The sequence below is a fragment of the Delftia sp. DT-2 genome, assembly GCF_028401915.1.
Taxonomy (GTDB): Bacteria; Pseudomonadota; Gammaproteobacteria; order Burkholderiales; family Burkholderiaceae_C; genus Comamonas; species Comamonas tsuruhatensis.
The window spans coordinates 124633-143045 of sequence record NZ_JAQOTI010000002.1; the positions used below are offsets into that span (position 1 = coordinate 124633).

The 18413-nt window shown below is 68.1% G+C and carries 16 protein-coding genes; 3 read left to right on the forward strand and 13 right to left on the reverse strand.

Translation table 11 applies throughout. From position 1 onward, the window contains the following. Window positions 1-64: 64 nt before the first annotated feature. The 5 genes from PO605_RS03100 to glyQ form a co-directional block, all read right to left on the reverse strand. A complete protein-coding gene (locus PO605_RS03100) occupies window positions 65-985 on the reverse strand; it encodes a M48 family metallopeptidase (protein ID WP_047473168.1) in 921 nt (306 codons plus the stop codon). A 13-nt stretch (window positions 986-998) separates the two neighbouring features. Then, a complete protein-coding gene (locus PO605_RS03105; protein WP_016446474.1) occupies window positions 999-1739 on the reverse strand; it encodes a lysophospholipid acyltransferase family protein in 741 nt (246 codons plus the stop codon). A gap of 150 nt (window positions 1740-1889) precedes the next feature. Further along, entirely contained in the window at window positions 1890-2459 is a 570-nt protein-coding gene (locus PO605_RS03110; RefSeq protein WP_047473165.1) for a D-glycero-alpha-D-manno-heptose-1,7-bisphosphate 7-phosphatase, read from the reverse strand. Between the two features lie 180 nt (window positions 2460-2639). Next, window positions 2640-4751, reverse strand: coding sequence for a glycine--tRNA ligase subunit beta (gene glyS, locus PO605_RS03115; RefSeq protein WP_047473163.1), 2112 nt, complete (start codon window positions 4749-4751; stop codon window positions 2640-2642). A 34-nt stretch (window positions 4752-4785) separates the two neighbouring features. Further along, a complete protein-coding gene (gene glyQ, locus PO605_RS03120) occupies window positions 4786-5724 on the reverse strand; it encodes a glycine--tRNA ligase subunit alpha (RefSeq protein ID WP_016446477.1) in 939 nt (312 codons plus the stop codon). A gap of 358 nt (window positions 5725-6082) precedes the next feature. Between glyQ and PO605_RS03125 the strand changes: the two genes are divergently transcribed. Both PO605_RS03125 and PO605_RS03130 read left to right on the forward strand, forming a co-directional pair. Continuing rightward, a complete protein-coding gene (locus tag PO605_RS03125; RefSeq protein WP_272206050.1) occupies window positions 6083-7186 on the forward strand; it encodes an SPFH and helix-turn-helix domain-containing protein in 1104 nt (367 codons plus the stop codon). A 73-nt stretch (window positions 7187-7259) separates the two neighbouring features. Continuing rightward, window positions 7260-8435: a zinc ribbon domain-containing protein gene (locus PO605_RS03130; RefSeq protein ID WP_034365104.1), complete on the forward strand. Its 1176-nt coding sequence runs from the start codon at window positions 7260-7262 to the stop codon at window positions 8433-8435. 16 nt (window positions 8436-8451) lie between these two features. Here PO605_RS03130 and PO605_RS03135 read toward each other — a convergent pair whose 3' ends face one another. The 6 genes from PO605_RS03135 to PO605_RS03160 all read right to left on the reverse strand — a co-directional run bounded on the left by PO605_RS03135 (window position 8452) and on the right by PO605_RS03160 (window position 15876). Beyond that, window positions 8452-9567, reverse strand: a complete 1116-nt coding sequence (locus tag PO605_RS03135; RefSeq protein ID WP_272206051.1) for a TIGR03364 family FAD-dependent oxidoreductase — start codon at window positions 9565-9567, stop codon at window positions 8452-8454. A gap of 33 nt (window positions 9568-9600) precedes the next feature. Next, window positions 9601-11367: a putative 2-aminoethylphosphonate ABC transporter permease subunit gene (locus PO605_RS03140; protein WP_272206053.1), complete on the reverse strand. Its 1767-nt coding sequence runs from the start codon at window positions 11365-11367 to the stop codon at window positions 9601-9603. After that, window positions 11364-12437, reverse strand: a complete 1074-nt coding sequence (locus PO605_RS03145) for an ABC transporter ATP-binding protein (protein WP_272206054.1) — start codon at window positions 12435-12437, stop codon at window positions 11364-11366. Before PO605_RS03145 ends, PO605_RS03140 begins: the two co-directional genes overlap by 4 nt. A gap of 14 nt (window positions 12438-12451) precedes the next feature. After that, entirely contained in the window at window positions 12452-13495 is a 1044-nt protein-coding gene (locus PO605_RS03150) for a putative 2-aminoethylphosphonate ABC transporter substrate-binding protein (protein ID WP_126311299.1), read from the reverse strand. 178 nt (window positions 13496-13673) lie between these two features. Then, window positions 13674-14414 (reverse strand): GntR family transcriptional regulator, encoded by a 741-nt coding sequence (locus PO605_RS03155; protein ID WP_272206055.1) that lies wholly within the window; start codon window positions 14412-14414, stop codon window positions 13674-13676. 10 nt (window positions 14415-14424) lie between these two features. Further along, a complete protein-coding gene (locus PO605_RS03160) occupies window positions 14425-15876 on the reverse strand; it encodes an NCS1 family nucleobase:cation symporter-1 (protein ID WP_272206056.1) in 1452 nt (483 codons plus the stop codon). Between the two features lie 213 nt (window positions 15877-16089). On the opposite strand from PO605_RS03160, the gene PO605_RS03165 reads away from it, so the two are divergent. After that, window positions 16090-16971 carry a LysR substrate-binding domain-containing protein gene (locus tag PO605_RS03165; protein ID WP_016446486.1) on the forward strand — a complete coding sequence of 294 codons (882 nt, stop codon included), beginning with the start codon at window positions 16090-16092 and terminating at the stop codon, window positions 16969-16971. A gap of 6 nt (window positions 16972-16977) precedes the next feature. Here the strand turns inward: PO605_RS03165 and rfbC are convergent, their stop codons facing one another. Both rfbC and rfbA read right to left on the reverse strand, forming a co-directional pair. Further along, window positions 16978-17526, reverse strand: coding sequence for a dTDP-4-dehydrorhamnose 3,5-epimerase (rfbC, locus tag PO605_RS03170; RefSeq protein ID WP_016451844.1), 549 nt, complete (start codon window positions 17524-17526; stop codon window positions 16978-16980). Beyond that, window positions 17523-18413, reverse strand: coding sequence for a glucose-1-phosphate thymidylyltransferase RfbA (gene rfbA / locus PO605_RS03175; protein ID WP_016451845.1), 891 nt, complete (start codon window positions 18411-18413; stop codon window positions 17523-17525). Before rfbA ends, rfbC begins: the two co-directional genes overlap by 4 nt.

An 18413-nucleotide genomic window follows, 5' to 3' on the forward strand; every position in this document is an offset into this window, starting at 1 on the left:
TTGTGTGCCCGGCAAGAATAACCGTCCAGCCCGACTGGCGCCGCCTCGCCGGTGCCCGGATCGCCTATTCCCAGGGCGGCAGCAGCCTGTCGCGCAGCACCTGGCGCTGCGCCTCCCAGCCCGGCATCACGCTGGCCACCGTGGCCCAGAAGCGCGGGCTGTGGTCCATGTGGCGCAGGTGGGACAGCTCGTGCACGACCACGTAGTCGATGACCTCGGGCGTGTGCTGCATGAGCCGCCAGTTCAGGCGGATGGTCCCTGCAGTGTTGGCGCTGCCCCAGCGCGTGCGCGCGCTGGTCAGGCGCAGGCTGGTCCATTGCACGCCCAGCAGCGGCGCATGGCGCTGCAGGCTGGCCGTGAACCAGGAGCGGGCCTCGCGCAGCATCCAGGCCTGCACGCAGGCACGCACCTCGGCAGCCGATGCGTCTGGCGCCAGGGGCAGGTGCAGGGACTGGCTGCCGTCGGCCGCCTGTTCGCGGTGGACCTGGCGGGTGCGCAGCGGCTGGGCTTCGCCACCGGTGAGAAGCAGTGCCAGGGGGCGCCCCAGATAGTCGATCTGGCCGCCGTGCTCCCACCGGATGCGTGCCGACTGCTGGGCCCGCTGGCGCTGCCCGGCCTCCTGGAGCTTGCGCAGTATCCAGCCCGACTTCGCATCCAGTGCCTGCCCGATGGCCGTCATGCTCACCCATGCGGGCGCGCTGACCACCAGCCCCTGCGTGCCGATGGTGAAGCCTATGGTGCGCCGGCGCGACCGCTGCAACCGATAGTGCAGCACCTGCCCCTGGAGAACCGCCTGCTGGTTGGCTTGCGGATGAACGAAGGAACTGTGCACGGAGCCGGCGGGCGGGGTGGGTGCAGGTGCAGGCAAAGCCTGCGGCGCTTCGGGTTGAGCGGATCGCTCACGGCGCGGCCTCAGCCCGCCGTCCTGTCTTTCCACGGCGGGCGGCACCAACCAGTCCCAGGAACGCTGTGCCGTGTCCGCCATGCCGACTCCTGCCTCAGGCGCGGTAGGCCTCGGGGTCGAGGCGCTGCATCTCGGATTCGATCCAGTTTTCGACTTCCACCATCAGCTCCTCGTGCTTGCGGCCCACGGAAGGGATGGGCTTGCCTATGGAGACATCGACCACGCCCGGGGTCTTGATGAAGGCCTTGCGCGGCCAGCACTTGGCCGAGGTGACGGCAATGGGCACCACGGGCACGCCGGTCATGATGGCCAGGCGCGTGGCGCCGGTCTTGTACTCGCCGCGTTCGCCGCGCGGGATGCGCGTGCCTTCGGGGAACATGATGACCCAGGTGCCCTGGGCCAGCAGGCGCCGGCCCTGCTCCACGACCTTGTGGAATGCGCGCGAGCCGTGCTTTCGGTCGATATGGATCATGTCCATGCTGCCGATGGACCAGCCGAAGAAGGGCACCATGAGCAGTTCCTTCTTGAACACATAGGCCAGCGGGCGCGGCATGATCGCCGGCATGAGGAAGGTTTCGTAGGTGGATTGGTGCTTGACCAGCAGCACCACGCCCTGCTTGGGATCGGTGGGCAGGTTCTCCATGCCCTGCACGCGGTGGCGCACGCCCATGATCACGCGGGCGCTGTCCACCGACAGCTTGAGCCAGGCGCGCGCCACGGCATAGACGCGGCGCGGCCCGCCGCCCAGCCAGCGCGTGAGCAGCACGGCCAGGGTGTAGGGGATCACGGTGATGCCCATCCAGAGCATGTGGAGGGTGGAGCGGATCAGGGACATGGCGGCAGTGTGGTGCAGAAAGCGGCGCAGGGGCCGGGCGGCAGGCCCGGGCCTTGCGCCCTCAGGAATCGGAATTCACAAAGATAGCATTGTGCGCAGGACGGCAGGCCGGCGGCGCATGGGCAAAGCGCCATTCGGGCGTTCAGGCGTTCAGGGAGCGGGTGCGGCATCTGCCGGAACCAGCGCATCGGCCAGCGCGGCCAAGCTGGCATGGCGCCGGGTGCCGGCAGGCAATCCGGGCGGAAGTTCGCCGTCCAGAGACACTCCGGCGCTGGCGCCCGTGCAGACCAGGTGCAGGCGCGCGCCCATGGCGGCGCCGGCCTGCAGGTGGGCCACGCAGGAGCCGACCACCCACAGCTGATGCCCCTCGACGCCGAAGCGCTCGGCAATCTGCTCGAACAGCGCCGTGCCGGGCTTGCGGCAATGGCATTCCTCGTCCGGGGCATGGGGGCAGTAGAAAACCGCATCGACGCGCGCGCCTGCCGCCGCCATTTCGCGGTGCATGCGCGCGTGCACGGCATTGAGCTCGGTCACGTCGAACAGGCCCCGGCCCAGGCCCGGCTGGTTGGTGGCGACCACCACATGCCAGCCCGCCCGGTTCAGGCGCGCCACGGCTTCCAGCGCACCGCGCTGGGCCTTCCAGGCCTCGGCCGAGCCGATGAAGCCCTCCTCACCGATCTGGTTGAGCGTTCCGTCACGGTCCAGGATCGCAATTTTCATGGTCGAGGTTCCCGAAAGTTTAGGACTCAATCGCCAGCCAAACCCGCAGCGTACGAGACAGGCATGACCCAAGACAGGGGACACCGAGCAAGGGCCGCCCCGCCGCGAGGGTGTCGTCCCCCTCCCTCGCGCAGCGAGAGAGAGGGGGAAGGCGCAAAGCGCCTCAGGGGGTGCCCCATTTCACGCCAGTCGCGAAAGGTCCGCCACGCGGTTCATGGCTTCGTGCAACGTGGCCAACAGGCCCAGGCGGTTGGCCTTGAGCGCCGGGTCTTCGGCGTTGACCATCACATGCTCGAAGAAGGCATCGACCGGGGCGCGCAGCGCGGCCAGGGTCTGCAGGCTGGCCGTGTAGTCGCCGGCAGCAAACTGCTGCTGCGCCTTGGGCGCCACCGATTGCAGGGCTGCGTACAGGTCCTTCTCGGCCACCTCGGCCAGCACGGCCGCGTCAACCTGGGCCTGCACGGCCTGGTCGGCCTTCTTGAGGATGTTGCCCACGCGCTTGTTGGCGGCGGCCAGGGCCGGTGCCTCGGGCAGCTCGCCGAAGGCGCGCACGGCTTCCAGGCGCTTTTGCACGTCGGACAGGCGCTGCGGGCGCAGGGCCAGCACGGAGTCCACTTCCTGGGCCGAGAAGCCCTGCTCGCGCAGGTTGCCGGCCAGGCGGTCGTAGATGAAGTCGGCCAGCTGGGGCGTGGCGTCCTCGATCTTGTCGCCGAAGGCGGGCAGCACGCTGACCAGTAGGGTTTCCAGATCCAGCGCCAGGTCCTTCTCGACCAGCATGCGGATCACGCCCAGGGCGTGGCGGCGCAGCGCGAAGGGGTCGCGGTCGCCCGTGGGCAGGTTGCCGATGCCGAACATGCCGACCAGGGTTTCCAGCTTGTCGGCCAGGGCCACGACCACGCCGGCGTTGCCGCGCGGCAGTTCGTCGCCCGCAAAGCGGGGCTTGTAGTGGTCCTCGATGGCATCGGCCACGGCCACGTCCAGGCCATCGTTGAGCGCGTAGTAGCGGCCCATGGTGCCCTGCAGTTCGGGAAACTCGCCCACCATGTCGGTCACGAGGTCGGTCTTGGCCAGTTGCGCGGCCAGGTCGGCCTGCTGGGCCAGGCCCGTGTCGCCCAGCTGGCGGGCAATGCTCTTGGCGATGGAGCGCACGCGCTCCACGCGCTCGCCCTGGGTGCCGAGCTTGTTGTGGTAGACCACCTTGCCCAGCCCGTCCACGCGCGAGGCCAGGGTCTTCTTGCGGTCCTGGTCGAAGAAGAACTTGGCGTCGGCCAGGCGCGGGCGCACCACGCGTTCGTTGCCGCCGATGACGGCGCTGGCATCCTGGGGGCTGATGTTGCTGACCACCAGGAACTGGTGGGTCAGCCGGCCGGCGGCGTCCAGCAGCGGGAAGTACTTCTGGTTGGCCTTCATGGTGAGGATCAGGCATTCCTGCGGCACGTCGAGGAATTCCTTTTCGAACTCGCAGACCAGCACATTGGGGCGCTCGACCAGCGCCGTGACCTCGTCCAGCAGGGCCTCGTCCTCGATGGGACGGACACCGCCGCCCACGCGCTCGGCAGCGGCCTGCAGCTGGCGCGCGATCTCGGCACGGCGCTCGGCGAAGCTGGCGATGACGGCGCCTTCCTCGCGCAGCTGCGCGGCGTAGTCATCGGCGGAGCGGATGACCACGGGATCGACCGCCGCCTCGAAGCGGTGGCCATGCGTGGCCGTGCCGGCCGTCAGGCCCAGGGCCTTGACGCCGATCAGCACCTCGGTGCCGTGCAGCACCACCAGGCCGTGGGCCGGGCGCACGAAATGGACGCTGCTCCAGCCGTCGGCCAGCTGGTAGCGCATGACCTTGGGGATGGGCAGCCTGGCAATGGCTTCGTCCAGCGCCTTTTGCACGCCGTCGGCCAGCATCACGCCGCGCACGGTGGAGGCGTGGAACAGGGCTTCGGCCTTGCCTTCGCCCTGGCGGGTCAGGCTGGCAACGGCTTCTTCGCCGGCGCCCAGGGCGGCCAGCTTCTTGATCAGTGCGGGCGTGGGCTTGCCGTCGGCGTCCAGGCCCACGGAGACGGGCATGAGCTTTTGCGACACGGCCTTGTCCTCGGCCTGGGGCAGCACTTCGGTGATGTGGGCGGCCAGGCGGCGCGGCGAGGCATAGGCCGTCAGGCGCGCTTCGCTGGAGGCCAGCAGGCCCTGGGCCTTGAGCTGCTCGAACAGCACGCCGGCAAAGGCGTCGCCCAGCTTTTGCAGCGCCTTCGGGGGCAGCTCTTCGACAAACAGTTCAACAAGAAGATTCGATGCGTTCATGGTCTGGTGTTCTCTCGGTGCAGCGGTGTCCGCCTCAGGCGGCCTTCTTGCCCTGTTGTTCGGCGGCCTTGGCCAGCTCGGCCAGCACTTCGTCGGCATGGGCCTTGGGCGCCATGGGGAAGCCCAGGCGCGCACGGCTGTCCATATAGGCCTTGGCCACGGCGCGGGCCAGGTTGCGGATGCGGCCGATGTAGGCGGCACGCTCCGTCACGCTGATGGCGCCGCGCGCATCGAGCAGGTTGAAGGTGTGGGCGGCCTTGAGCACCTGCTCGTAGGCCGGCAGCGCCAGCTGTTCGCCGATCAGGTGGTTGGCCTGCTTTTCGTGGGCGCTGAAGGCGGTGAACAGGAAGTCGGCGTCCGAGTGCTCGAAGTTGTAGGTGGACTGCTCCACCTCGTTCTGGTGGTAGACGTCGCCGTAGCTCAGGCCGTCGGTCCAGGTCAGGTTGTAGACGTTGTCCACGCCCTGCAGGTACATGGCCAGGCGCTCCAGGCCATAGGTGATCTCGCCGGTGGCGGGCTTGCAGTCGATGCCGCCGACCTGCTGGAAGTAGGTGAACTGGGTCACCTCCATGCCGTTGAGCCAGACTTCCCAGCCCAGGCCCCAGGCGCCCAGCGTGGGGTTTTCCCAGTCGTCCTCGACAAAGCGGATGTCGTTCTTCTTGAGATCGAAGCCCAGGGCCTCGAGCGAGCCCAGGTACAGCTCCAGGATGTTGTCGGGCGCGGGCTTGAGCACGACCTGGAACTGGTAGTAGTGCTGCAGGCGGTTGGGGTTGTCGCCGTAGCGGCCGTCCTTGGGGCGGCGGCTGGGCTGCACGTAGGCGGCCTTCCAGGGCTCGGGGCCCAGGGCGCGCAGGAAGGTGGCGGTATGCGAGGTGCCCGCGCCCACTTCCATGTCATAGGGCTGGAGCAGCGCGCAGCCCTGGTCGGCCCAGTAGGACTGCAGCTTGAGGATGATTTGTTGGAAAGTGAGCATGACTTGTTTCAGGCGTCGCACGCAGGCCGGGGCCGCGCCGGTGAATGAGAGGCGGCTCGCGCCGCGCAAACGACGATTTTAAGGCGCCGCCCGGCCCTGCGCCGTGGCGCGGGCCTGCGGCCCCACGGCAGACGCTCCACAGGGCGATCTGCATCAAAAAACGGAGCAAGCGACACATGCCGGCAAAGGCCGTGGCGCGCGAAGCCCCGAAAGCCCGCCTTGCACGACGCATCCGGATCATTTTTTGACAATTCACCGGGGCAGCGGCCGGTGGCCGTTCTCCCCGCCGCCATGCACGCCGCCTAGAATGGCCCATTGACCTTTTTTGTCGTGGACCACCACCGTTTCGGAGCCTGCCATGAACCTGATGAACATCATCACCAAGCAACTGATAGAGATCATCGAGTGGACCGATGACTCGCGCGACACGCTCTCCTACCGCTGGCCCGACGACGACAAGGAAATCAAGAACGGCGCACAGCTCATCGTGCGCGAGTCGCAGCAGGTGCAGTTCGTCTCGGCCGGCCAGTACGCCGACCTGTTCAGCCCCGGCAAGCACACGCTGACCACGCAGAACATTCCCATCCTGTCCACCATCCAGGGCTGGAAGTACGGCTTCAACTCGCCGTTCAAGTGCGATGTCTACTTCATCAACACGCGGCTGTTCACGGGCAACAAGTGGGGCACCTCCAACCCCGTGATGGTGCGCGACCAGGACTTCGGCGCCGTGCGCCTGCGCGCCTTCGGCACCTATGACTTCCGCATCGTCGAGCCGGCCAAGTTCCTCAAGGAAGTGGCCGGCACGGACCAGAACTTCCGCATCGACGAGTTCGCCGACACCATGCGCTCGCGCATCATCAGCGTGTTCACCGAGTCGCTGGCCAAGGCCCGGGTGCCCGTGCTGGACGTGGCCCAGCGCTATGGCGAGCTGGGCGATGCGCTGCTGCCGCTGATCAACCCGGCCATGACGGACAAGTACGGCCTGGAGATCACCAGCTTCGTGCTGGAGAACGTGTCCGTGCCGCCCGAGGTGGAGCAGGCCATCGACAAGCGCTCCAGCATGACGGCCATCGGCAACCTCAACGACTACGTCAAGTACCAGATGGGCCAGGCCATGACCACGGGCGGCGAAGGCGCTGCCGCAGCCACCCTGCCCGCCACCATGGCCATGGGCTTCGGCATGGCGCAGGAGATGATGAAGAGCATGCAAAACGGCGGCGGCGCCGGTGGCGCACCGGCCGGCCAGGCCTCCGACCCGTTCTCGCCTGCCGCCGCCCAGGCGCCGGCAGCACCCGCCGCCGGTGGCCTGCAGGTGCTGACTCCGGCACAGGCGGCCCAGGTGCTGGGTGTCAGCGAGGCCGATGTGCTGGCCGAGATCCAGGCCGGCAACCTCAAGGCGCGCCAGATCGGCAGCCAGTGGCGCATTGCGCAAGCCGCACTCGATGACTTCCTGCGCGGCTGACATTTCCGTGGTTTGACCCTTTGCGGCGCCAGGCCCTGCCTGGCGCCGCGTCCCGTTTTCCAGGACCGATGCCGTGAGCGCGCCCTCCTCCAGTTCCTCCAGCACCTCGACTTCCCCCGCCTCCGGTTCCTGGGAGGCCGCTGCCGCCGCGCCGGCCATGGTGCGCAAGCACCCCTGCCCCGAATGCGGCGCCAACCTCGAATGGAATGCCCAGGCCCAGGCGCTCAAGTGCCCGTACTGCGGCACCACGGTGCCCTGGAGCGAGGAAACGCGCGAGGAACTGGGCCGCGATGTGGTCGAGCAGGACCTGGCCGAGGCACTGCGCAACCCAAAGTCCGGCCGGGGCTGGGGCACGGAGGACCGCTACGAGGTCCAGTGCCAGAACTGCCGCGCGATCTCGGTCTTCGTCAACCGAACCGTGGCCCAGCGCTGCGACTTCTGCGGCTCGCCCTCCATCGTGGCCCACGAGGGCCAGGGCGATGCCATCACGCCGCAGAGCATCCTGCCCTTCAAGATCAGCGACGGCCAGATCCGCGACCGCATACGCCAGTGGTACGGCAGCCGCTGGTTCGCGCCCAACCGCCTGAAATCCGCCGCGCTGACCGACACGCTGCACGGCGTCTACCTGCCCTACTGGACCTTCGACGCCCACGCCAGCGCCGACTGGCAGGCCGAGGCGGGCTTCTACTACTACACCACCGAGTCTTACCGCGACAGCAACGGCAACGTGCAGACGCGCCAGGTGCGCCATGTGCGCTGGGAGCCGGCCTCGGGCAGCCTCGCCCATTTCTTCGACGACGAGCTGGTGCCAGGCACCGTGGGCGTGCACGCCAACCTGCTGCGCCAGGTGGAGCCCTTTCCCACCACCACCGACCTCAAGCCCTACACGCCCGAGTTCGTGCGCGGCTGGACCGTGGAGCGCTACCAGATCGACCTGGGCAAGGCCGCCCAGGTCAACGTGCAGGACATGGACGAGCAGCTGCGCGCCCTGTGCGCACGCCAGGTGCCCGGCGACACCTACCGCAACCTGCAGATGCAGCGCGAGTACCAGGGCCGCACCTTCAAGCACATCCTCGTGCCGGTCTGGCTGGTGGGCTACACCTACGGCAGCAGGACCTTCCAGATCATCGCCAACGGCTACACGGGCCAGATCGCGGGCGAGCGCCCCTACAGCGCCCTCAAGATCACGCTGGCCGTGCTGGCCACGATCATGGTGCTGGCGCTGCTGTGGGTGATGTTCGGCCAGTAAGTAGGCCGGCTGCCGCTCACCACGCGCTCCAGACCTCCTCGGCCAGACCGAACGCCGTGCTGGCGCCGGACCCACCCGTCACAGCGACCACGCGCGTGGCCTCGTCGGGCGCATGCACCACGCAGGGCGCGTCCTGCGCGCTCGGGTAGACGCCCACCCAGCGCTCCACCACCTGCGCATCGCGCAAGTGCAGGGCCTCGTTCATGTGGCGCAGCATCAGCCGGTCCACGGCCTCGCTGGCAAAGGGCGGGGGCGCTGCGCCGTAGTGGTGGGAGTCGCCCACCACCAGGCTGCCGTCGGCGCTTTGCACGGCGATCAGGTGGATGCCGTGGGCCAGGCTCTCGCCCTCCTCCCGCTCCAGTTCGGCGCGCAGCACGGCGGCTTCGGGCAGGGCGCTGTAGCCCTCGTATCTGACCATGCTCAGGTCCCCCATGACCGAGCCCTTGAGCTGCAAGCCCGGCTGCGGCCGCACGCGCAGCATCTGCAGCTGGCACAGCTGGATGCGGTGCGGCGTCCACAGGCCGGCGAACAGGCCGCCCGGGTCGGCGTTGTTGCAGACCACCACGCGTTCGCCGTGGTAGCTGGCGCGCGTGCTGCGCACCCGGGGCGCGGCCACGTCGAGCACGGCCTCGCCAAAGCGGAAATCCACGCCCATGGCCTGCTCCAGCCACTGCGCCAACCTGGCAATGGCTGTGCGCGACTCCACGCGCAGCTCATGCGGGCTGTAGAGCACGGCGCTGAGGTCTTCGGTGCGCAGTGCCGGGTGGCGTTCGGCGGCCTGGGCCGGCGTGAGCAGCTCGCAGCGCTCGCCCATGGAGGTGCTCAGAAAGGCGTGGAGCACGGCCTCGGCGCTGGCCCGGCGCGCCGTCAGCCACAGGCCGCGGTGCACGACCTCGATGCCGGCCTGCGGCGCGATCTCGGCCCAGGTATCGCGCGAACGCATGGCCCGCTGCCAGTGGGCGCCCGCCTGCTGCCCCGTGACAGTGACAAAGCCGAAATTGCGGATGGAGGCGGAGATGCAGGCCGCGTCGCGCTCGATGACGAGCACGCTGCGGCCACGGCGCGCAGCCGCATAGGCGTGGGCCAGGCCGACAATGCCGGCCCCCACCACGATCAGGTCGTAGTTCTTCATGGGAGAAAACAGAGGAGAGGGAAAGGAAAAAAGTCAGCGCTGGCGCCAGCGCTGCGTGCGCCGCTGCACCCAGGCATCCAGCGCCGCGATCAGCAGCCGGCCCGCAGCGGCCGTGGCAAAGATCAGCGTGGCCATGGCGGCGGCCGGCGCGGTGTCGCCCGCGTCGTCCATGGCCAGCACGGCCACCGAGGCCAGCGTGGTCTCGGGCGAGTACAGGAACACCACGGCCGACACCGTGGTCATGGCGTTGACGAAGAAATAGCCGGCCACCTGCATGACCACGGGCAGGCATACCGGCAGGTGCACGCGCCACAGCAGCGTCCAGAAGGCCACACCCATGGAATCGGCCACGCGCTCGTACTCGGCATCGAGCTGCTGCAGCGCGGCCAGTTGCGTGATGTGCGCCACCGAGAAGAAATGCGCCACCGAACACAGCACCAGGATGGCCATGCTGCCGTACAGGAAGTGCAGCGGATTGCCCTGGGCATTGAAGAACAGGATGTAGCCCAGGCCCAGCGCCAGCCCCGGCACGGCCATGGGCAGCGTGGCCACGGCATGCAGCCACTGGCGCGTGCGCGCCCAGCGCACGGGCTTGGCCACCAGGTAGGCGGTCACAAAGCTCAGCACCGCGCCCAGCACGGCCGTGGCCAGCGCCATGGACAGCGAGTTGCCATAGCTGGCCCAGCCGCCGCCGTCCATCATGTCGAAGCGGTAGTTCTTGAATGTCAGCGTGAGGTTGTACGGCCAGTAGCTGACCAGGGAGGCCAGCACGGCCGTGCCCAAGACGGCCAGCAGCGCCAGCGCCACCAGCGCGCAGTAGGCGAACAGCGCGCGGTCCAGCGGCGCATGGGGCTGGGGCACCAGCGGCACGGAGCGCACGCCCATGGTGGCCGCCTGGCGCGCACGCAAATGGCGCTCGGCCGCAAAGGCCAGGCCGGCCGGCACCAGCAGCAGCATGGCCACCACCGCACCCATGGACAGGTTTTGCTGGCCGATGACCTGCTTGTAGATGTCGGTGGCCAGCATGGCCGTGTTGCCGCCAATGACCTTGGGCACGCCGAAGTCGGTCACCACGAGCACGAAAACCACGATCCACGAAATCATCAGCCCGTAGCGGCTGGCCGGCAGCGTGACCTGGCGGAAGCTGCGCCAGCGGCTGGCGCCCAGCGTGGCGGCCGCCTCGTACAGGCGCGCATCGCCCGAGGCCAGCGTGGTGCACAGGATCATCAGCGCATGCGGAAAGGTCCAGAGCACCGAGCCCACGATGATGCCGAAGGGCCCGTAGGCCGAGCCCCCCTGCAGCCAGCCCTTGAGCAGGCCCTGGCTGCCGAACAGGTAGATCAGGCTGATGGCCATGAGCAGCGAGGGCGCCAGCAGCGGCACCAGGGCCAGCGCGCGGAACCAGCGCGCCAGCGGCATGCAGCTGCGCACCACGCCATAGGCGTAGGCATAGGCCAGCAGCACGCAGACCGTGCTGCTCACGGCCGACAGCCACAGGCTGTTGAACAGCGATTGCGTCACGCCCGGCATGCGCGCATAGGTGATGAACTGGGCCAGGCCCGTGAAGCGGCCCGTGTCGTCCCAGAAACTCCTGCCCAGCAGGCTGGCCACCGGCAGGGCGATGGTGGCCAGCAGCCAGGCCAGTGCGCCCAGCACCAGGGCGCCCAGCCACCAGCGCTCCCAGCCTGCGCTGCGCCCCTGCGGACGCACGGGTCCTGCAGGCGCGCTGCGGCGTGCGCAAGCGAAGCGGTCCACCGGCACCGGCACGGAAACGGCCGTGTCCATGGGATGCGCGCTCATGCGGCCTTCCTCGCATCGGGCGCCGCCAACGGCTGCAGCGCAGCGGCGGGCAACTCCATCAGCACCTCGCCCTGCAGCCAGTCGGGCAGGCCGACGTCGTGGCGCAGGGGCCACTGGGCGTCAACCTGGCATTGCAGCGTGGGGCTGTACAGGCGCACCAGGGCCATCGATCCGAGGAAGGAGGTCTCCACCACGCGGGCGCGCAACAGGTTGGGCAACGCCGTGGGCTGGGCCGGGTGCAGCACCACGCTTTCCGGACGCACGCCGACCAGCAGCGCGTCGCCACGCTCGAAGCCGGCCGGCGCACAGCGCAGGCTGGCTTCGCCGATGCGCACCTGGTCCGCCCCCTCGGCCGTGGCCGGCAGCAGGTTCATGCGGCCCACGAAACCGGCCGCGAACTGGCTCACGGGCTGGGCATAGAGCTGCTCGGGCGAACCCTGCTGCTCGATGCGGCCCTGGTGCATGAGCACCACGCGGTCGGCCATGGACAAGGACTCTTCCTGGTCGTGCGTGACCATGATGGAGGCGATGCCCAACTGGCGCTGCAGTTGGCGGATCTCGCTGCGCAGCTCGGTGCGCACCTGGGCATCGAGCGCGGACAGCGGCTCGTCGAGCAGCAGCAGGCGCGGCCGGGGCGCCAGCGCGCGGGCAAGTGCCACGCGCTGCTGCTGGCCGCCCGACAGCTGGGCCGGGTAGCGCTGGGCCTGCGCGCCCAGACCCACCAGGGACAACATCTCGGCCACGCGCTCGCGCGCCTGCGCCGCAGGCTGCCCGTTCAGCCCGAAGGCCACGTTCTGCGCGGCCGTCAGGTTGGGAAACAGCGCATAGCTCTGGAACACCACGCCGAAGCCACGGCGCGCGGCCGGCCAGCGCGTGATGTCATCGCCCTGGAACAGCACCCTGCCCTCGTCAGGCATGTCGATGCCGCAGACGATGCGCAGCAGCGTGGTCTTGCCGCAGCCCGAAGGGCCGAGCAGGCTGACGAACTCGCCCGCCTCCACGTTCAGGTCAATGCCGCGCAGCACCTGCTGCTCGCGGTAGCGCTTGGCGATATGGTCTATGCGCAGCATGGCGTGGCTCCGGCTTACTTTTTCTCTGCCTTGGCTTCGTAGCGGCGGCTCCACTCGGCCAGGATGCGCTCGCGGTTGGCCGCGGCCCAATCGAAGTCGTTCTTCGCCAGCCGCTTTTCGAGGTCGGCAGGAATGAACTCCAGCTTTTCCTGCGCCTCGGGCAAGGCCAGCACGGCGAAGTTGGCGGCGTAGAGCTTGTTGGCCTCGGGCGTGACGGCCCAGTCGGCCAGGGCCTTGGCGGCTTCCTGCTTCTTGCTGGTCTTGAGGATGGCCGTGGCCTCCACATCCCAGCCCAGGCCTTCCCGGGGGAAAACGATGTCGATGGGCGCACCGTCCTTCTTGGTCTTGCTGGCTCGGTATTCGAAGCTCAGGCCCACGGGAAACTCCCCGGCCCCTGCCTGGCGGCAGGGCTTGGAGCCGCTGTGCGTGTACACGCCCATGTTCTGGTGCAGGCCGTCCATGTAGGCCCAGCCCTTGTCCTCGCCCATGATCTGCAGCCAGGCCGCGACCATCAGGTAGCCCGTGCCGCTGGAGGCCGGGTGGGGCATGGTGATCGTGCCCTTGAACTCGGGCCTGACCAGGTCGGCCCAGCTGGCGGGCACCGGCAGCTTGCGCTTGCCGGCCTCCACGGTGTTGAAGCAGATGGCCGAGGACCACAGGTCCATGCCCACCCAGGTCGGCTGGGCGCGCGGATCGCGCATGTTGGCTCGCACCTTGTCCAGGCCCTTGGGCGCGTAGGGCTGGAGCATGCCCTGCTTGTCCAGCAGCATCAGCGAGGTGGCGGCCACGCCCCAGATCACGTCGGCCTGGGGATTGGCCTTCTCGGCCAGCAGGCGGGCCGTGATGATGCCCGTGCTGTCGCGCACGAACTTGAGTTCGATCTCGGGATGGGCCTTCTCGAAGCCGCTCTTGTAGGCCTTGATCTGGTCGGCCTCCAGCGCGCTGTAGACCAGCAGCTCGGTCTTGGCCGCGTGGGCCAGGGAGGCGAAGGAGGCGACGGTCAGCGCCGCAGAGGCAATGGCGAGGCGGCGGCCCAGGGAGGCAAGGGTGTGGCGCATGGCGTGTCAGTTCCGTTGTGGGTTCGTGGACAGGCGGCAGGGTCGCCACCTCTGACACCCACTGTAGAAAGCGCAGGTGAAACGTCCGTGTCACACAACGGAAATTTAGCGAAGCGGGTATTGGCGGATTTGGGTGCCCTCCGCCCCTCGGCGCCCCCTCGCCCCGCTCCCGCCTTCTTCAGCGGCGCGGCTTTACCCTGCCCGGGCGCTCACCCTGGGCCGTCTGCGGCTGCAGCGCATCCAGCAGCCGGTCCTGCAGGCGCGCGCGGTGGGCAAGGTCCTCGTCCAGCCGCGCGGCCAGTGCGTCGATGTGATCGCGCATCAGCTGCTCGGCGCGCGCCATGTCGCCGGCCGCCAGCGCATCGACGATGGCCTCGTGGTCGGCATTGGAGTGCTGGGCCTCGGTCTGCGACTGGTACAGCGCAGACACCAGGGTGGTGCGCGCCGACAGGTCGGCCATCATGGCCGTGAGAAAGCGGTTGCCCAGTTGCTCGGCCAGGCAGACGTGGAAGTCGGCCAGCAGCACGCTGCGCTGGCCGGCGTTGTCGGCCTCGGCGATGGCGCCGCGCTCCTGGGCCACATGCTCGCGCAGCGTGCGTATGGCCGCCTGCAGCGGCCGGCCCGCGTCGCGCAGCATGCCGGACTCCAGCACGCGGCGCGCGGCATAGGTTTCCTGGGCTTCCTCGAACGAGGGCTCGACGACGTACCAGCCCTGGCGCGAGCGCACCTCGACGAAGCCGCGCGCCTGCAGCTGCATCAGCGCCTCGCGCACCATGGTGCGGCTCACGCCGAAGACCTCGGCCAGTTCCTTTTCGCCCAGGCGTTCGCCAGGGCGCAGCTTGCGCTCGACGATGGAGCGCATCACGCGCTCGGCAATCAAGGCCGGCCCGGTGGCCGGCGCATCCTGCGGCTCGGACATGGCGGCCTCCTCAGGCTGCGGCCGGAATGCGGCGCGGGCGCAGCGTGGCCATCACCCAGTACACGCTGCCGCCGATCAGCACGCCGAAGAACCAGCCGTAGGTGCCCCACCAGGCCGGCAGCAGGCTGGTGAAGTTCGGCAGGATGGTGGAGAACACGCTGCCGATGCCCGTGGCGATAAGCGCGTTGACGTTCCAGCCGCCCTCGTAGCGGTATTCGCCATGCTCGTCATACAGCGCCGCCACGTTGATGTTGCCCTTGGCCACCAGGTAGTAGTCCACCAGGATGATGCCCAGCAGCGGCCCCATGGTGGCGCCGATGGCGTTCACGAAGTGGCCAGCGCCGCCCTCCCATGGTGCAAAGGGGTAGAGAGCCAGGGCGATCAGTGCGGCGATGTATCCGCCGCGCTTGAAGTCGATGCGCTTGGGAAACACGTTGGAAATATCGAAGGCCGCCGAGACGAAGTTGGCCACCACGTTGATGCCCAGCGTGGCCACGGCAAAGGTGACGGCGGCCAGCAGGGCCAGCACCCAGCTGTCGAACTTGGCCGAGATCTGCTCGGGATGCAGCAGCACCTCGCCATAGACCTTGAAGGCCGCAATCGTGGTGATGCCGGCCACCAGCGAGAACGCGATCAGGTTCACGGGCAGGCCCCAGAGGTTGCCCTTGGCCACCGCCTCCTTGTTCTTCGCATAGCGCGAGAAATCGCAGAAGTTCAGGTACAGCGCCGCAAAGTAGGTGATCCAGGTCGCGCCCACGGCCATCAGCGCCCAGAAGCTGCCCGGCGCGCCGCTCACCCCCGCATCCTTGGTCTTGTCCAGCAGCACATCCATGGGAATGCCGTGGTCGAAACTGAAGCCGCCGGCCTTCACGCACAGGCCGATGGCCAGCACCAGCATGGCGATCCACACGGCAGGCCCGGCCCAGTCCTGGAATCGCCGCACGGTCTCCATGCCCCTTTGGATGATCAGCAGCTGCAAGGCCCAGATGACCACGTAGCAGATCACCTCCAGACCCGAATGGCCCAGCCAGTGCGTGGTCTGGTGGAAGGACAGCAACGCCTCATTGCGCACCAGCAGCGCCACCATGGCGCCCGAGGCCGCCGCCGTCTGCGCCCCGTACCAGAAGCAGGCCACGATGGCTCGCACCAGGGCAGCCAGATTCGCGCCCCATACCCCGAAGGACGCACGCGCCAGCACCGGATAGGGCACGCCGGTCTTCTCGCCCGCATAGCCCACCAGGTTCATCAAGAAGAAGATGACCAGGGAGCTGATGCCGATGGCGATCAGAAAATTGACGAAGCTGCCGCACAGCAGAAACAGGCTGGCCGCCAGGTAGTAGCCCCAGAGGCTGTGCACGTCCGAAGTCCAGACGTTGAAAATGCTGAAGGCGCCCCAGCGGCGGTCCTTGGTGGGCGCCAAGTCTTCGTTGTAAAGACCCGGCGAGGGATTGCGAATATCCATTGCTGCGCTCCTTGATCACGAGCAATCACTGACACAAGACCAGCCGAGACCCATGAATCAGCTGGCACACAAATTGGCACGCAAACTGGTATGCAAGAAGTGTGCCTTCAGGCGCAGGAGTTGTTTCCAGGGACATACCCGGCCACGCCGGCCCTGCGCATCACGGCGCCATGTTGAAATGGCGCCAGGCATTCCTGACCCCAACACCCCGCCATGTTCGTCACGCAGCTCAAGTCCTTCTTCTGGGTGGCCCGCCTGGGCAGCATCACGCAGGCGGCACGCCAGCTTTCGCTGAGCCAGCCCACCGTGACCACCCAGATCCGCGCACTGGAAGAGCACTATGGCGTGGAGCTGTTCCATCGCCAGGGCGGGCGCCTGTCCATCACCGATGCCGGGCTGCGCCTGCTGCCCCAGGTCGAGCAATTGCTGCTGCAGACCATCCAGCTGGAGTCGGCGCTGCGCCATTCGGGCGATGCCAGCCAGGGCCAGTTGCGCATCGGTGCGACGGCGCCCTACTACGTGCTGGACATCGTCAAGCGCTACCAGCGGCGCTTCGAGCGGGTGGAAGTGGCCATCGTGGGCGGCAACTCGCGCCAGATGGTGCAAGCGCTGGTGGACTACCAGGTGGACCTGGCGACCTCATCGCACCTGGAAGGTGATCCGCGCCTGCTGCGCGTGGAGCTGGGCCAGGACCCGCTGGCCCTGCTGGTGCACCGCAGCCACCGGCTGGCGCAGCGCACCATGGTGCAGGCGTCCGATCTGGTGCAAGACACGCTGATCCTGCGCGAGCGCGGCTCCATGACGCGCCAGCTCACCGAACAGATGCTGGCCGCCGCCGGCCTGGCACCGCGCCACATCATGGAAATCGCCAGCCGCGAAGCCATCCGCGAGGCCGTGATCCGCGACATGGGCATCAGCGTCTTCGCCCGGCATGAAGCCTCGGCCCACCCCGACATCGTCGTCCTGCCCTTCGCAGGCCCCGTGCCGCGCCTGCCCGAGTACCTGTACTGCCTGCGCGAACGCCGCCAGGCCCGGCTGATCGCCGGCTTTCTGGAGGAAGCCGTGCCGGGCGGGATGCTGCCGGACCAGATGTGAACTGGCTCAGGCCAGCTCGGCATCCGCCAGCAGCGGCTGCCTGAGGTCCTTGTCCGACAGCGATAGCTCCACATCGAGCTGCGGCCACTGCACGCCGATGGCCGGGTCGTCCCAGGCAATGCCGCGATCGGCCTGGGGCGCGTAGAAGGCCGTGGCCTTGTAGAGGAAGTCGGCGCTGTCGCTGAGCACCATGAAGCCGTGGGCAAAGCCTGGGGGCACCCACAGCTGGCGGTGGTTGTCTTCCGTCAGCTCGGCGCCCACCCATTGGCCGAAGGTGGACGAGCCCTTGCGGATGTCCACGGCCACATCGAACACGGCGCCGCGCACCACGCGCACCAGCTTGCCCTGGGCATGGGGAGGCAGCTGGTAGTGCAGGCCGCGCAGCACGCCCTTCTTGCTGCGGCTGTGGTTGTCCTGCACGAACTGGTGGTCCGTGCCCGTGGCCTGGTTGAAGGCCTGCTGGTTGAAGCTTTCGAGGAAGAAGCCGCGATCGTCACCAAAGACCTTGGGCTCGATCAGCATCACCTCGGGAATGGCCAGGGGTGTTGCTTTCATGCGTGCACCTTTTCCTTGAGGATCTGCAGCAGGTACTGGCCATAGCCGTTCTTGGCCAGCGCCTGGCCCAGCGTCTCGAGCTGGGCACGGTCTATCCAGCCCTGGCGGAAGGCGATCTCCTCGGGGCATGACACCTTCAGGCCTTGGCGCTGCTGCAGCGTGGCGATGAACTGGCCGGCCTCCAGCAGGCTGTCGTGCGTGCCCGTGTCCAGCCAGGCATAGCCACGGCCCATGAGCTCCACATTGAGCTGGCCCTTGTCCAGGTACAGGCGGTTGAGGTCGGTGATTTCCAGCTCTCCGCGCGCCGAGGGCTTGATGGACTTTGCCAGCTCAACGACCTGGCTGTCGTAGAAATACAGGCCCGTGACCGCGTAGTTGCTCCTGGGCTGCCTGGGCTTTTCCTCCAGGGAAAGAACCCGGCCCTGGGCATCGAACTCGGCCACGCCATAGCGTTCCGGGTCCTGCACATGGTAGGCAAACACCGTGGCGCCTTCGCTGCGCGCGTCAGCGCGTTCGAGCAGGCGGGGGAAATCGTGTCCGTAGTAGATGTTGTCGCCCAGCACCAGGGCGCTGGGGGCGCCGGCCAGGAAGTCTTCGGCGATCAAAAAGGCCTGGGCCAGGCCATCCGGGCTGGGCTGGACTGCATATTCGAGCTTCAGGCCCCATTGCGAACCATCGCCCAGCAATTGCTCGAAGCGCGGCGTGTCCTGCGGGGTGCTGATCACGAGGATCTCGCGGATGCCCGCGAGCATGAGGGCGCTCAGCGGGTAGTAGATCATCGGCTTGTCGTAGACCGGCAGCAGTTGCTTGCTGATGGCCAGCGTGGCCGGGTGCAGGCGGGTGCCGGAGCCGCCCGCGAGGATGATGCCTTTGCGTGTCTGGTTCAT

Bases quoted from the DNA above. Each gene is read 5' to 3' on its own strand.
- PO605_RS03100 (WP_047473168.1), bottom strand. From the start codon at position 985: ATGGCGGACACGGCACAGCGTTCCTGGGACTGGTTGGTGCCGCCCGCC.
- PO605_RS03105 (WP_016446474.1), bottom strand. From the start codon at position 1,739: ATGTCCCTGATCCGCTCCACCCTCCACATGCTCTGGATGGGCATCACC.
- PO605_RS03110 (WP_047473165.1), bottom strand. From the start codon at position 2,459: ATGAAAATTGCGATCCTGGACCGTGACGGAACGCTCAACCAGATCGGT.
- glyS (WP_047473163.1), bottom strand. From the start codon at position 4,751: ATGAACGCATCGAATCTTCTTGTTGAACTGTTTGTCGAAGAGCTGCCC.
- glyQ (WP_016446477.1), bottom strand. From the start codon at position 5,724: ATGCTCACTTTCCAACAAATCATCCTCAAGCTGCAGTCCTACTGGGCC.
- PO605_RS03125 (WP_272206050.1), top strand. From the start codon at position 6,083: ATGAACCTGATGAACATCATCACCAAGCAACTGATAGAGATCATCGAG.
- PO605_RS03135 (WP_272206051.1), bottom strand. From the start codon at position 9,567: ATGAAGAACTACGACCTGATCGTGGTGGGGGCCGGCATTGTCGGCCTG.
- PO605_RS03140 (WP_272206053.1), bottom strand. From the start codon at position 11,367: ATGAGCGCGCATCCCATGGACACGGCCGTTTCCGTGCCGGTGCCGGTG.
- PO605_RS03145 (WP_272206054.1), bottom strand. From the start codon at position 12,437: ATGCTGCGCATAGACCATATCGCCAAGCGCTACCGCGAGCAGCAGGTG.
- PO605_RS03150 (WP_126311299.1), bottom strand. From the start codon at position 13,495: ATGCGCCACACCCTTGCCTCCCTGGGCCGCCGCCTCGCCATTGCCTCT.
- PO605_RS03155 (WP_272206055.1), bottom strand. From the start codon at position 14,414: ATGTCCGAGCCGCAGGATGCGCCGGCCACCGGGCCGGCCTTGATTGCC.
- PO605_RS03160 (WP_272206056.1), bottom strand. From the start codon at position 15,876: ATGGATATTCGCAATCCCTCGCCGGGTCTTTACAACGAAGACTTGGCG.
- PO605_RS03165 (WP_016446486.1), top strand. From the start codon at position 16,090: ATGTTCGTCACGCAGCTCAAGTCCTTCTTCTGGGTGGCCCGCCTGGGC.
- rfbC (WP_016451844.1), bottom strand. From the start codon at position 17,526: ATGAAAGCAACACCCCTGGCCATTCCCGAGGTGATGCTGATCGAGCCC.
- rfbA (WP_016451845.1), bottom strand. From the start codon at position 18,413: ATGAACCAGACACGCAAAGGCATCATCCTCGCGGGCGGCTCCGGCACC.